Annotated in this window: 13 protein-coding genes; 11 read left to right on the top strand and 2 right to left on the bottom strand. The window is 33.9% G+C overall.

Annotation, left to right across the window (positions count from 1 at the left end):
* Positions 1-36: 36 nt before the first annotated feature.
* Genes yidD through nudC form a run of 3 tightly spaced genes read left to right on the top strand, consistent with a single transcriptional unit; the run spans position 37 to position 2,768 of the window.
* Positions 37-279: a membrane protein insertion efficiency factor YidD gene (gene yidD, locus AC5LWZ_RS11015; RefSeq protein ID WP_232350107.1), complete on the top strand. Its 243-nt coding sequence runs from the start codon at positions 37-39 to the stop codon at positions 277-279.
* Complete coding sequence (yidC, locus tag AC5LWZ_RS11010) at positions 279-1,904, top strand: membrane protein insertase YidC (protein WP_110447162.1); 1,626 nt, start codon at positions 279-281, stop codon at positions 1,902-1,904. Before yidD ends, yidC begins: the two co-directional genes overlap by 1 nt.
* A 60-nt stretch (positions 1,905-1,964) precedes the next feature.
* A complete protein-coding gene (gene nudC / locus AC5LWZ_RS11005; protein WP_493463694.1) occupies positions 1,965-2,768 on the top strand; it encodes an NAD(+) diphosphatase in 804 nt (267 codons plus the stop codon).
* A gap of 23 nt (positions 2,769-2,791) precedes the next feature.
* Here the strand turns inward: nudC and AC5LWZ_RS11000 are convergent, their stop codons facing one another.
* Together AC5LWZ_RS11000 and hemB are read right to left on the bottom strand one after the other, a co-directional pair.
* Positions 2,792-3,706, bottom strand: coding sequence for a hypothetical protein (locus AC5LWZ_RS11000; RefSeq protein WP_294892472.1), 915 nt, complete (start codon positions 3,704-3,706; stop codon positions 2,792-2,794).
* Between the two features lie 428 nt (positions 3,707-4,134).
* Complete coding sequence (gene hemB / locus AC5LWZ_RS10995; RefSeq protein WP_493463693.1) at positions 4,135-5,145, bottom strand: porphobilinogen synthase; 1,011 nt, start codon at positions 5,143-5,145, stop codon at positions 4,135-4,137.
* 182 nt (positions 5,146-5,327) lie between these two features.
* On the opposite strand from hemB, the gene rpsU reads away from it, so the two are divergent.
* From rpsU to AC5LWZ_RS10955, 8 genes are all read left to right on the top strand, one after another.
* Entirely contained in the window at positions 5,328-5,543 is a 216-nt protein-coding gene (rpsU, locus tag AC5LWZ_RS10990; protein ID WP_034882800.1) for a 30S ribosomal protein S21, read from the top strand.
* A gap of 133 nt (positions 5,544-5,676) precedes the next feature.
* Positions 5,677-7,458 (top strand): DNA primase, encoded by a 1,782-nt coding sequence (dnaG, locus tag AC5LWZ_RS10985; RefSeq protein ID WP_198220954.1) that lies wholly within the window; start codon positions 5,677-5,679, stop codon positions 7,456-7,458.
* 82 nt (positions 7,459-7,540) lie between these two features.
* Positions 7,541-9,379: an RNA polymerase sigma factor RpoD gene (gene rpoD, locus AC5LWZ_RS10980; RefSeq protein WP_110447167.1), complete on the top strand. Its 1,839-nt coding sequence runs from the start codon at positions 7,541-7,543 to the stop codon at positions 9,377-9,379.
* A 63-nt stretch (positions 9,380-9,442) separates the two neighbouring features.
* Complete coding sequence (locus AC5LWZ_RS10975) at positions 9,443-10,414, top strand: bile acid:sodium symporter family protein (RefSeq protein WP_493457133.1); 972 nt, start codon at positions 9,443-9,445, stop codon at positions 10,412-10,414.
* Between the two features lie 68 nt (positions 10,415-10,482).
* A complete protein-coding gene (pitA, locus tag AC5LWZ_RS10970; RefSeq protein ID WP_493457132.1) occupies positions 10,483-11,997 on the top strand; it encodes an inorganic phosphate transporter PitA in 1,515 nt (504 codons plus the stop codon).
* A gap of 64 nt (positions 11,998-12,061) precedes the next feature.
* Positions 12,062-12,514, top strand: coding sequence for a universal stress protein UspA (gene uspA, locus AC5LWZ_RS10965; protein ID WP_034901127.1), 453 nt, complete (start codon positions 12,062-12,064; stop codon positions 12,512-12,514).
* Positions 12,515-12,636: 122 nt separating this feature from the next.
* Positions 12,637-13,389, top strand: a complete 753-nt coding sequence (locus tag AC5LWZ_RS10960; RefSeq protein ID WP_110447170.1) for an SDR family oxidoreductase — start codon at positions 12,637-12,639, stop codon at positions 13,387-13,389.
* Positions 13,390-13,532: 143 nt separating this feature from the next.
* Positions 13,533-13,862: a hypothetical protein gene (locus tag AC5LWZ_RS10955; RefSeq protein ID WP_034901131.1), complete on the top strand. Its 330-nt coding sequence runs from the start codon at positions 13,533-13,535 to the stop codon at positions 13,860-13,862.
* Positions 13,863-13,873 lie beyond the last annotated feature (11 nt).

Here is a 13,873-nt window from a genome sequence, read left to right as displayed (position 1 = left end):
TTGATATTTAAACAGCATATTTATGCATTTAAATATTTGATTATTAATATTTTTGTTTTTGTCATTAAAATATACCAGCGTATTATTAGTCCTTTATTAGGGCCTAAATGTCGCTTTACTCCATCTTGTTCTCAATATGCTGTAATTGCATTAAGACGCTTTGGATTAATAAAAGGTAGTTGGCTAACTGTCAAACGTGTATTAAAATGTCACCCTTTACATGAAGGAGGTGAAGATTTTGTACCTCCTAAAACTAAAACCGATAGAGAAAAACACTAATGGGATCTCAACGTAATATTTTAGTCATTGCTTTACTTTTCGTCTCTTTCCTGCTTTGGAAAGCATGGGAAGAAGATCATGCACCAAAACCGCCAGTTGCTAATCAATTGACGCAACAAATAGGTGAAGATTCACCAGCGGATTTCGCACAAGGTAAAACAATCACGATAAAATCTGATGTATTGTCATTAACGGTTAATACCTATGGTGGCGATGTACAAGCTGCACAATTGTTAAAATATGAGCAGTCTCTTCATTCTGGTACGCCTTTCCAATTATTAACATCTAAACCTGACTTTATTTATATTGCTGAAAGTGGCTTAACAGGTAAAGATGGTCCAGATAATGCAATTCAAGGAAGTAAACGTCCAGTATATCAAACTGCTCAATCTGAATATGTTTTAGCTGATGGTGTAGATGAGTTGAAAGTTCCATTAACGTATCAAGTTAATGGAGTAACTTATACTAAATATTATATTTTACATCGTGGCAAATATGCTATTGATGTTCAGTATGATATTGATAACCAAAGCCAAAATCCTATAGAAGTATCGATGTATGGTCAGTTAAAACAAACTATTGATTTACCAGATGATGCTGTTACCGAAGGTGGTGGCGGATTAGGATTAAGTGCGTTCCGTGGTACTGCTTATTCCAGTGCTGATACTAATTATAGTAAATATAGCTTTGGTGATATCAAAGATAAGGCTTTATCTGTTGAAACTAATGTTGGTTGGGTTGCTATGTTGCAACACTATTTCGCTTCTGCTTGGATCCCGGTGCAGGATCAAAACAACCTATTTTATTCACGTGCTACGGCTAAAAATTCCCAAGCTACGATTGGTTTTAAAGGTGAAACAGCCGTTATTCAACCAGGTAAAACTCAATCAGTTAGTGCGAAACTATGGTTAGGTCCTGAAATCCAAAGTCAGTTAAAAGAAACCGCTAATCATCTTGATTTAATAGTTGATTATGGTTGGTTATGGTTCTTATCGCAGCCACTGTTCTATTTATTGAAATTTATTCAAAGCTTTATAGGTAATTGGGGCTTTTCAATTATTGTTATCACCTTTATTGTGCGTGGTATTTTATTCCCACTAACACGAGCACAATATCGTTCAATGGCTAAAATGAAGTTATTACAACCTCGTTTACAAGCATTAAAAGAACGTTATGGTGATGATAGACAAAAAATGAGTATGGAAACAATGGCTCTTTATCGACAAGAAAAAGTTAATCCTCTTGGCGGTTGTTTACCATTGTTGATTCAAATGCCGATCTTCTTATCACTGTTTTATATGTTAGGTAATACAGTAGAGTTACGTCATGCTCCATTTGCTCTTTGGATTTATGACTTATCAGCGCAAGACCCATATTATATTTTACCGTTATTAATGGGTGGTACCATGTTCTTAATTCAGAAGATGTCACCAACACCGGTTACCGATCCATTACAGCAAAAATTAATGACATATATGCCATTAATCTTTACGGTGTTCTTCTTATGGTTCCCATCAGGTTTAGTTTTATACTATATTGTAAGTAACTTATTTACGATTGCTCAGCAACGTATAATTTACTGGGAACTTGAGAAAAAAGGTCTTCATGAGAAGAAAAAGAAATAGCTTGATGGAAAGGAGGAGTAATATCCTCCTTTTTAATATTTAATTTTTGGTGTTGATGTTATGGATATACAAAAACAATATAATTTAATCGGTAACGAAAAAGGCTACTGGTTTGTGAGTAAAAATGGTCGTTTATGGTTACCTAATGGCGAAGTTCCCAACGGTAGCGCCAGTGAATTAGGATTTACCAATAAACTCTCTCAACCTATTGGTGAATGGAATGGACAAACTGCGTGGTTAATTTGTCAAGAAATGAGTAGTTCCATGGGCTCGATTAGACCTTTACTTAGTGGAGCTGATCAGTCTTTGTTTAATATGGCTGGTAGAGCGGTACAATTGTCTGAGTTTTATCGGTCTCATAAATATTGTGGCTACTGCGGTCATGAGATGTATATTAGTCAAACAGAATGGTGTTGTCTATGTGATCATTGTCATCAACGTTATTATCCACAAATTTCACCATCCATTATTGTCGCTATTCGGAATAAAAATAAAATTTTATTGGCAAAACATGTAAGGCATAATCAAGATAATTTATATACTGTATTAGCGGGTTTTACTGAAATTGGTGAAACAATGGAAACGACAGTGGCCAGAGAGGTCTATGAAGAGTCAAAAATAAAAATTAAAAATATTCGTTATGTCGGTTCGCAATCTTGGCCATTTCCTAATTCTATGATGATGGCTTATTTAGCAGATTATGATAGTGGTGAGATTACTATCGATAAAAATGAGTTAGTAGAAGCTGATTGGTACCATTATTCTCAATTACCAAAAATACCTGAATATGGCACGATAGCAAGGCGTTTAATTGAGGATACAATTATACTTTGTCGTGAATATGATGAGTTTGGTGAAAACTGATCATATTCACTTTATTTAATAAGTTATAGATACTCAATGGTTCTGGTTAAATTAATTTTACTTGAACCATTCCCCGTTGTTTCACAAACAGCTTTGGTCCAGTCATTATTTTGGTTATATTCAGAATAACTACAAGTTTCAGTAGATTCTAATTCTTGTTCATTTTTATCATTAATGATGACTTCACCTTTAGCAGACAATTTGAAGGTACGAGTAATCGTTTTTTCTAATTGTTTGTCTGCATTATAAATAACATCTTTTTCTCTTACTAAAACGGGTAATTGTTTTTTATCATCCATTTTTACATAAGCGTTGTATAAGACTTGTTCGACCAGATCATTTTCATAAATAATCTTACTGGTAAAATTAATATTATTATCAGCGAAGTTAGATAAAGTGGTTTCAACTAAACGGCCTTGCTCGTCAAATTCATTAATAGCAACAATTTCATCATTACTATTTTTCATACCAATGATATTTTTCGATTCATCGAAAGTAATGTCATAACTGTTTCTGGTATCTTTCATACCATAAATGTATTTAGCTGTATCATAATTTATTTCGCCATATAATCCTTCCAAGTCATAATCTTTAACATAACCTTGATCGTTATAATTAATAGACTTTTTGTCCGAACTTTGAATTGTTTGCTGTTTAATGAGTTTCTTATTAGGTAATAACTCTGGTTCGGTATGAAATAGATAGCTATTGGTTACTTGAGTTGGTAACTGTGATTTATTTTCACTACTAGAATTTATTGTATTGTCTTCATTTTTGTTTGTTGTACTGGTCGTTTTATCAGTTTGCGTATTAGTATTAACTTCGTTATTTTGATTAGTCGATGGAGTTGCATCAGATGATGATTGGCTGTCTTTTTTATCATCACACCCAGTTAATAAAAGGAGACTTAATAAGAAAAGATAGATATAATTTTTCATAATATTGGCTTCTTAATGTTATTGGTTAAAATTTTATTTATATCTAATAGCGATATTAATATTTCGATTCATCAGTTTATTCTAGCTATGGCAATAATATTTATATTATTGAATAGTTACTTGATCATCATATCAGACAAATCTTCACTCTCATCACCTAATTTGTAATTTTTAGTGCCAGAATAAGTAACTTAATATATTTTATCCATAAATTAAGATTTTGTAATTGATTTAGTTTAATATTTATTAAAAAAATTAAAATATTAATGATGTTATTAATTATGGAAAAGCTAGATTGAGCTAATTTGGGGTATTTTTTAATCTAAAGAGATTCGATTTTGCTTTAAAAAGTTGTGCTTGTTTTTCCGTGGTTAATCATATCAATTCACTATAATTAGTAAATTGATATGATATATATAATGCAGCTATTACTGGTTATTAAGCCATTGAGCTACTTGCTTAGCAAAATAAGTTAACACGCCATCGGCACCTGCTCGTTTGAAACAGAGTAGAGATTCCATGATAGTAGACTTTTCATCTAACCAACCGTTTTCGATTGCAGCCATCAACATTGCATATTCTCCTGATACTTGATAGGCAAATGTAGGTACTGCAAAGGTTTCTTTTACTCGGCGAACGATATCTAGATAGGGCATACCAGGTTTAACCATGACCATATCTGCGCCTTCACTTAAATCTTGATAAATTTCTTGTAAGGCTTCATTGCTATTTGCTGGATCAAGTTGATAAGTTTTTTTATTGCCACCTTTGATATTATTGGTTGAACCAACTGCATCACGGAAAGGTCCATAAAAGCTAGATGCATATTTTGCCGAGTAAGCCATAATTTGGCTATTAACAAAATTATGTGATTCTAGCTCTTTACGTATTGCACCAATTCGGCCATCCATCATATCACTTGGTGCAATAATATCTGCTCCAGCATCTGCTTGTATTAATGCTTGTTTTTTTAAAGCTTCGACAGATATATCATTGAGAACATAACCGTTGTCATCAATAATGCCATCTTGGCCGTGTGTCGTATAAGGATCGAGAGCCACATCGGTTAAAATTCCGAGTTCTGGTATTTCTTTTTTTAATGCTCGAATTGCTTTAGGTACTAAACCTCTTTCATTATAAGCTTCTTCGGCTAATAGTGATTTTAGGGAGGGCTCAATAGCAGGAAACAATGAAAGTACCGGTATACCTAATTTAGCAACTTGTTCAGCTTCTTTCACCAATATATCAATACTCATCCGTTTTACATTCGGCATTGATGACACGGGTTGGCTGATATTGTTACCCTCAACGATAAATACTGGATAAATAAGATCATTAACCGTCAAATGGTTTTCAGCTACCAGACGACGACTAAAATCTTGTGCACGGTTTCGACGTAAACGTTTTTGTGGATATTGACCAGTAAAGAAAGACGACATAAAACACCTATATATCTTTAATTAAACTATTTTATTATCTGACTCAAAAAGTAGATTAGCAAATTAATTTATCATATAGTAATTATACGATATTTTACTTTACAACCCATATCAATTAGGGGTAAAATTGCGCACTAATTTTAGTCCTTTGTGATATTAAACAAATTTGAGGTGAGAGGCACATGCCAGTAATTAAAGTACGTGAAAATGAACCTTTCGATGTAGCATTACGTCGTTTTAAACGTTCTTGCGAAAAAGCAGGAGTATTAGCTGAAGTTCGTAATCGTGAATTTTACGAAAAACCAACAACTATTCGTAAACGCGCAAAAGCAGCTGCTGTTAAACGCCATGCTAAGAAATTAGAAAGAGAAAACGCTCGTCGCACTCGTCTATATTAATTTTTATACTGAAAATTTAAATTGTTTTAAAAAAACAATTCATTTATATTCTAGATATAAACAATTTTAACAAGCCGTATTATTATTACGGCTTGTTGTCTTTTCATAATGCCATAATTGGTTGAATTTTATCATGAAAGGTCTTATTCCTCGCGATTTTATTTTAGATTTGCTTGCCCGCACAAGTATTCTTGATGTGATAGGTAAGCGCGTTAAAATGAAAAAAAAGGGAAATAATTATTTCGGTTGTTGTCCTTTTCATGATGAAAAAACTGCTTCTTTTTCATTAAATGAAAAAAAACAAATTTACTACTGCTTTGGATGTGGTGCATCAGGCTCTGCTGTAAATTTTTTAATGCAGTATGAACGATTAACCTTTCCTGAAGCCATTGAAGAAATTGCTAGTATGCAAGGCATTCGTGTTCCTTACACGGAAGATGATAGTAATCAAGCTGACCAATCAAAGCAAATTGAATCACGTAATTTGCGTCGTGATCTCTACTCCTTGATGGCAAAAATCACCGATTTCTACCAACAACAACTAGCATTATCAACTTCAAAAGATGCTCATATGTATCTTGAGCAACGTGGTTTAAATCAAGAAATTATAACTAGGTATAAAATAGGTTATGCTCCTAATGAGTGGCGTTTAACTTCACAAAATGTAGTAAAAACTAAAGCTGAAACGAAATTATATAATCAAGCTGGCATGTTAGTTACCAATGATAGTGGTAATCAATATGATCGTTTCCGTGGTCGTATAATGTTTCCAATTCGCGATAGACAAGGTAATGTCATTGCTTTTGGTGGTAGAACGATTATCAATGATTCAGCTAAATATATTAATTCACCCGAAACACCTATTTTTCATAAAGGTTTCCAATTGTATGGTCTTTATGAAGCGCAAGAGGTTAATCGAAATCCTGAACAGCTGATTGTGGTTGAAGGGTATATGGATGTCGTTTCACTGGCCCAATACGGTATTGATTATGCAGTTGCTGCATTGGGTACATCAACCTCTGAAGAACATATTAAATTATTATTTAGAGCAACTGATTCTGTCATATTTTGTTATGATGGTGATAATGCAGGGCGAAGTGCTGCTTGGCGAGCACTGAACGTATTACTACCTTGTTTGATTGATGGTAAACAAATTACTTTCGCTTTTTTACCACAAGATGAAGATCCTGACAGTTACGTACGTAAAGTCGGTAAAGATGGTTTTGAAGATTATGTAAAAAATGCACCTAATCTCTCCGAATTTTTGTTTGATGAATTATTAAAACAAGTTGATCTAAAAACCGCTGAAGGTAAAGCTAAATTGAGTTCACTGGCCATACCTTTGCTTGAGCAGGTCAAAGCAAAAGCATTTAGACTTAATTTGCTTCAGGAATTAGGTCGTTATTTAGGCCTACTTGATATATCACAAATAGAACAACTGATTGCCACAGATCAAAACAAAGGTGAAAATAAACCTATTGAACCAGTATCTGCACCGCAGATGAAATTAACTACCATGCGAATTTTGATTGGTTTATTACTGCAATATCCTGATATGGCTAAAATGGTTTCAGATATTAATGTTATGCGACAAGTTAATTTAGCTGGCATAGATATATTTATTGAGCTACTTGAATTATGCCAACAATACCCAAATATAACTACAGCACAGATATTAACAGAGTGTATCAGTCGACCATTTTATAAACAGCTAAGTCGTTTAGCTACATGGGAGTACCATTACCAAGATGATGAAATAGAGTCAATTTTTTCTCATACTTTAAAAGAGTTATATGATAATATACTCGCCCAAAGGCAAGATGAACTGATCGCAAAAGAGAGAGTCTCCGGATTAAGTACCGCAGAGAAAAAAGAATTAGCGACATTAATACTTGTTTTATCAAAAAAAGACTAAATATACAGGGTATATGTAGAAAATTATTTTCTATTCTACATATATAATATACATGACCGAATAACTAAATGTGGATACCTTTATGGAGCAAAATTCTCAATCACAGTTAAAACTCCTGATCATCCGAGGAAAGGAGCTAGGATACCTGACCTATGCTGATGTCAATGATCACTTGCCTGAAGAAATCATTGATTCAGATCAGATTGAAGATATTATCCAAATGATCAATGATATGGGCATTCAAGTACTTGAAGAAGCCCCAGATTCAGATGAATTATTACTTTCCGATAATGTTCCGGATGAAGAGGCCGTCGAAGCAGCTACAGCATTAGTTTTATCTAATGTAGAATCAGAAATAGGTAGAACGACAGATCCTGTCCGTATGTATATGCGGGAAATGGGTGCAGTTGAATTACTAACCCGTGAAGGTGAAATTGATATCGCCAAACGTATTGAAGATGGTATTAATCAAGTTCAAACCTCTGTATCTGAATATCCAGAAGCGATTACATATCTTTTAGAACAATACAATTTAGTGGAAAGTGGTGAAGTTCGCTTATCTGATCTTATCACCGGTTTTGTTGATCCTAATGCTGAAGAATCAACCGAAGAGCTTCCAGAAGAGTTGGAAGAGAGTGAAGCTGAAATCGATATTGATGATAGCGATGATGAAAGTGAAGAAGATGGCGATTCTTCAGCTGATGATGATGTTTCAATTGATCCGGAAGTGGCAAGAGCGAAATTTTCTGAACTTAAAGAACAACATGATAAAACCTCAGCTGCAATAAAAAAATATGGTCGAGCCCATAAAAAAGCACAACAAGAAATTGAAAATTTATCTGAAGTTTTTAAACAATTCAGATTAGTTGGTAAACAATTTGATATTCTTGTTAATAACATGAGAAGCATGATGGATCGCGTAAGAGCACATGAACGTGTCATTATGAAGATCTGTGTTGAGCAGTGCAAAATGCCGAAAAAACAATTTATGACGCATTTTAGTGGCAACGAAAATAACATGAGTTGGTATAAAAAAGCCGTTACTGGTAAAGGCGCTTTTGCTGCTAATTTAATGGAATTTGAAGCACCAATTGAGGCTGAAATTAATTGTTTACAACAAATAGAAACGGAAACTAATCTTTCTATTGAGCAAATTAAAGATATTAATAGACGAATGTCTATTGGTGAGGCAAAAGCTCGACGAGCTAAGAAAGAGATGGTAGAAGCCAACTTACGTTTGGTAATTTCAATAGCGAAAAAATATACCAACCGTGGCTTGCAGTTCTTAGATCTTATTCAAGAAGGTAATATTGGCCTGATGAAGGCTGTTGACAAGTTCGAATATCGCCGAGGATATAAATTCTCTACATATGCGACTTGGTGGATTCGACAAGCAATTACACGTTCAATTGCTGACCAAGCAAGAACAATACGTATACCAGTGCATATGATTGAAACAATCAATAAGCTAAATCGAATTTCACGTCAGATGTTACAAGAAATTGGTCGTGAACCAACGCCAGAAGAACTATCTGAACGCATGCAAATGCCTGAAGAAAAAATTCGTAAGGTATTGAAAATTGCTAAAGAGCCTATTTCAATGGAAACACCAGTAGGTGATGATGAAGATTCACATTTAGGTGATTTTATTGAGGATACAGCTCTTGAGCAACCATTAGATGCCGCTACATCTGAAAGTTTGCGTAGTGCAACACGTGATATTTTATCTGGCTTAACACCGCGCGAAGCGAAAGTATTACGCATGCGATTCGGTATTGATATGAATACTGACCACACTCTTGAAGAAGTTGGTAAACAATTTGATGTAACGCGTGAACGTATTCGTCAGATTGAGGCTAAAGCATTACGTAAATTACGTCATCCAAGCCGATCTGATGTACTGCGAAGCTTCCTAGAATAACAGCATAACTTTAGATATATCGCCACTTTTGTGGCGATTTTTTTAACTAATCAAACTAATATCATGAATATACTTCAACGTTTTAAAATTGATTCATTCTTGCTGATTTTGATTTGTGTTGTGATGACGGCAAGTATTTTTCCATGTGAAGGACAAGCTAAGGTTGTTTTTGAGGATCTCACCACTTTTGCTATTGGTCTATTATTTTTTATGCATGGAGCAAAATTGTCATTTGATGCAATAGTTATTGGTATAAAAAATTGGCGATTGCATTTATTGATATTTGTTATTACTTTCGTGGTGTTCCCTATTCTAGGGATGATGATGCAACTACTTGTACCAATTTTTTTATCTGAAGATCTTTATCTAGGTTTTGTTTACCTTTGTGTTCTACCCGCTACGGTCCAGTCTGCAATTGCTTTTACATCAATAGCAAAAGGTAATGTAGCTGCAGCAATTTGTAGCGCATCGGCATCGACATTATTAGGTGTATTTATTACCCCTGTATTAGTCGGCCTATTAATGCATACTCAAGCGGCTGACTCGATGAATATTTTAGATGCTATAGAATCTATTATGCTTAAACTAATGTTACCTTTTGTGGTTGGTCATTTATCTAGACGTTTTATTGGCAAATGGGTGGATAAATATAAAAGTGTTATTTCAAAAACTGATCGTATATCAATATTATTAGTTGTTTATGTTGCTTTTAGTGATGCGGTAGTCAATGGTATTTGGGCAAAAGTTAGTTTGTTATCTCTTTTAGAAATTATTTTTTATTCAATAATTTTGTTAACCATCGTATTATTAATTACTACTTACAGCTCGCGATTATTCGGCTTTAGCAAAGAAGATGAAATCACAATTGTATTTTGTGGTTCTAAAAAAAGCCTCGCAAGTGGTATTCCTATGGCTAGTGTAATCTTCCCTATGTCTATAACTGGAATAATTATTTTGCCGTTAATGATTTTTCATCAAGTTCAATTAATGATCTGTGCTGTATTAGCTTCCCATTATGCGAAACGAAAAATGTAAAAATTGTTTTGCTCATTATGGTATTCTCAAGGATAATAGAGCCGCTATTAACAACAGAAAGATATATTATGTTTCATCTATTTGCTGATTTAGACTTTTCAACCATTATATTACTAGTTTTAGCACTATTTTTTGTTCTTTTTTACGAGGCAATTAATGGCTTTCATGATACCGCGAATGCAGTTGCGACAGTAATATATACTAGAGCATTAAAAGAACAGCTTGCTGTTTTTATGGCTGGCATGTTTAACTTTTTTGGGGTATTACTTGGTGGACTTAGTGTTGCTTATGCAATTGTGCATCTTTTACCAACTGATTTATTATTGAATGTAAGTTCTGCACATGGTCTGGCAATGGTATTTTCGATTTTATTTGCCGCTATTATATGGAACTTAGGTACATGGTATGTAGGTATACCAGCATCAAGCTCACATACTTTAATTGGTGCAATTATTGGTGTAGCATTGGCTAATGCATTTATTATGGATACTTCTATTATTGATGCACTTAATATTCCTAAAATGATCCAAATCTTTTTATCATTAATCATTTCGCCTGTTGTTGGTCTTGTGATAGCTGGATTAATGATTTTTTTACTACGGAAATATTGGACTCGTAAAGGTCAAAGTAAAAAACGTAGTAAAAAAAGAGAGCGTATTTTTATGACGCCAGAACAACGCGAAAAACTCTATGGTAAGAAAAAACCACCATTTTGGATTCGTATAATGTTGATCATTTCTGCTGCTGGGGTAAGTTTTTCTCATGGCGCTAATGATGGACAAAAAGGTATTGGTTTATTAATGCTAGTATTGATGGGAATTGCGCCTGCTGGCTTTATTGTAAATATGGGAGCATCAACCTATGAAATTACTAATACCAGAAATGCCATTCATAATATTGAAGAATATTTTATTACTCATAATGATGAACTTAATACTGTAATAGGAAAACAGTCTGCAGCAGATACTTCTATTCCTGTAAATGATTTAAATCAATATCATTGTGATTACTCTCGTTCGTTTACTACATTAGGGATTGCTAATAATTTGTTTAATAAAATGAATGATTATGGTTCTCTTAACGTAGATCAACGATCTCAGGCTAGACGTATTTTATTATGTTTATCCGATACGGTATCTCATGTTGCTAAACAACCAAATGTCCCTGCAGAAGATAAGCAATACTTAAAATCGTTAAATAATGATTTATTAAAAACTGTAGAGTACGCGCCAGTTTGGATTATTGTCGGCGTAGCTTCAGCCCTTGCTGTAGGTACTATGATAGGTTGGCGACGGGTTGCAGTAACCATTGGTGAAAAAATCGGTAAAAAAGGGATGACTTATGCTCAAGGTGTCTCTGCACAAATTACGACTGCGTTATCAATCGGTATAGCCAGTTATACTGGTATGCCTGTATCAACAACCCAAGTTCTTTCCTCATCTGTCGCTGGCACGATGATTGTTGATGGGGGTGGGGTACAAAGTAAAACAATTAAAAATATTGCTTTAACTTGGATTCTTACTTTGCCAATTTCAATTTTGTTATCTGGGTCACTATTTTGGCTTGCTCAAAAATTAATTTAGTAGTAAAAAGGAAGTATAAATTCTAATTTAATTAGAGCGTCAAAAATAGGAAGGAGTGAATATTATGGCTTATAAACATATTTTAGTCGCAGTGGATTTATCACCAGAAAGTGAAGTTCTTGTTGAAAAAGCAGTCTCTATGGCTAGACCATATAATGCTCAAATATCACTAATTCATGTTGGTATCAACTATTCAGACCTTTATACTGGTTTAGTTGATATTAATATGAATGATATGAAAGATCGTATCACTGAAGATGCCCATATTGCATTGAATAAACTTGCTGATGATGCCGGTTATCCAATTGCACATACTCTTTCTGGCAATGGTGAATTCGGCCAAGTATTAATTGAAGCTATCCATGAATATGGCGCAGATCTGGTTGTTTGTGGTCATCATCAAGATTTCTGGAGTAAATTAATGTCTTCTGCTCGACAATTGATTAATAATACCCATATTGACACGTTGATTGTTCCTTTGAAAGATGAAGAGCCTTCCGAAGAACCAGCTAAATGAAATATTCGATGTCAACCCGCTACGTAGCGGGTTTTTTTATATTTAATGCAGAATAATTTATCATTTATTTCAATATTATAAAGGTAAATTCAGACAATTATCATGAGTAAAGGGGATTGAATATGAATATCGCTTTAGTTACTGGGGCTTCTTCTGGTTTTGGTCAAGCTATTTGTCGAAAGCTTATTGCTGACGGTTATAAAGTAATAGGTGCAGCTAGACGGAGTGATAAATTACAGAAACTTGCTGATCAGTTGGGGGATAATTTTTTACCTTTAACGTTTGATGTCACCAAAAAAGATGCAGTCGAAACTATTTTGTTGCAACTACCAAAAGAATTTCAACCAATTGATATATTAATCAATAATGCTGGATTGGCATTGGGATTAGAACCTGCTTATGAGGCGAATTATAATGATTGGGAAACCATGATTCAAACAAATATTATTGGCTTAATTCACCTAACACATCAAATTTTACCGAGTATGGTTGAACGTAATTATGGTTACATAATAAATCTTGGATCGGTGGCGGGTACTTATGCTTATAAAGGTGGTAATGTTTATGGTGCCTCTAAGGCATTTGTTAAGCAATTTAGTGCTAATTTACGGACAGATTTACTGGGTAAAAGAATCAGAGTAACAAATATTGAACCAGGATTATGTGGTGGAACAGAATTTTCAAATATACGATTCCATGGTAATGATGAACAAGCTGCGACAGTTTATAAAGATGTTGATTATGTTACTCCTGAGGATATTGCTAATACGGTGTCATGGTTAGTAAATACACCTAATCATTTTAATGTGAATTCAATTGAAATTATGCCAGTTGCCCAAGCTTCGGCAGGGTTATCTGTTTGTAAGCAAGTTTAACATTTAACAAAAATTACATTGATATATATCAATGCGTTAAACAAAAAATAATAAAAAAATAGAATTGAAAATCAAAATAGACTTGCACTTATGTTAATGGATTGCTATTCTTTTCGCTTGTGATTTTGATTGAGGTTTTAGCAATGACATTTTCAGACGTAACAAAAACATTTGCGACAAGCTTACCTGGTACCGATTCGTATGTAAAATTACGTAAGGCTATGAGGACTTTAATCCAAGATGATCCAAAAAATGCATCAGTTTATTTTTTGATCTTTGGATTTGCGCGTACTTATGTCATGTTATATGAAGATCAGGAAGTTTCGCCACAATTTGCTGAAGATAATCAAAAACTAATGTTATCGTATCTCAATATACTTGATGAAGCATTAAAAAAACAGGATGCAGAAAGTATCTACCAAGCTTTAAATAAGGTAGTGAATGAATACGAAAACAGCAAAAAAGTTTTTTAATTTTTACAGCC

The organism is Gilliamella sp. LMG 34362, assembly GCF_984569125.1.
This window is presented reverse-complemented; position numbering and strand designations above follow the sequence as displayed.

Bases quoted from the DNA above. Each gene is read 5' to 3' on its own strand.
- yidC (WP_110447162.1), top strand. From the start codon at position 279: ATGGGATCTCAACGTAATATTTTAGTCATTGCTTTACTTTTCGTCTCT.
- nudC (WP_493463694.1), top strand. From the start codon at position 1,965: ATGGATATACAAAAACAATATAATTTAATCGGTAACGAAAAAGGCTAC.
- AC5LWZ_RS11000 (WP_294892472.1), bottom strand. From the start codon at position 3,706: ATGAAAAATTATATCTATCTTTTCTTATTAAGTCTCCTTTTATTAACT.
- hemB (WP_493463693.1), bottom strand. From the start codon at position 5,145: ATGTCGTCTTTCTTTACTGGTCAATATCCACAAAAACGTTTACGTCGA.
- rpsU (WP_034882800.1), top strand. From the start codon at position 5,328: ATGCCAGTAATTAAAGTACGTGAAAATGAACCTTTCGATGTAGCATTA.
- dnaG (WP_198220954.1), top strand. From the start codon at position 5,677: ATGAAAGGTCTTATTCCTCGCGATTTTATTTTAGATTTGCTTGCCCGC.
- rpoD (WP_110447167.1), top strand. From the start codon at position 7,541: ATGGAGCAAAATTCTCAATCACAGTTAAAACTCCTGATCATCCGAGGA.
- AC5LWZ_RS10975 (WP_493457133.1), top strand. From the start codon at position 9,443: ATGAATATACTTCAACGTTTTAAAATTGATTCATTCTTGCTGATTTTG.
- pitA (WP_493457132.1), top strand. From the start codon at position 10,483: ATGTTTCATCTATTTGCTGATTTAGACTTTTCAACCATTATATTACTA.
- uspA (WP_034901127.1), top strand. From the start codon at position 12,062: ATGGCTTATAAACATATTTTAGTCGCAGTGGATTTATCACCAGAAAGT.
- AC5LWZ_RS10960 (WP_110447170.1), top strand. From the start codon at position 12,637: ATGAATATCGCTTTAGTTACTGGGGCTTCTTCTGGTTTTGGTCAAGCT.
- AC5LWZ_RS10955 (WP_034901131.1), top strand. From the start codon at position 13,533: ATGACATTTTCAGACGTAACAAAAACATTTGCGACAAGCTTACCTGGT.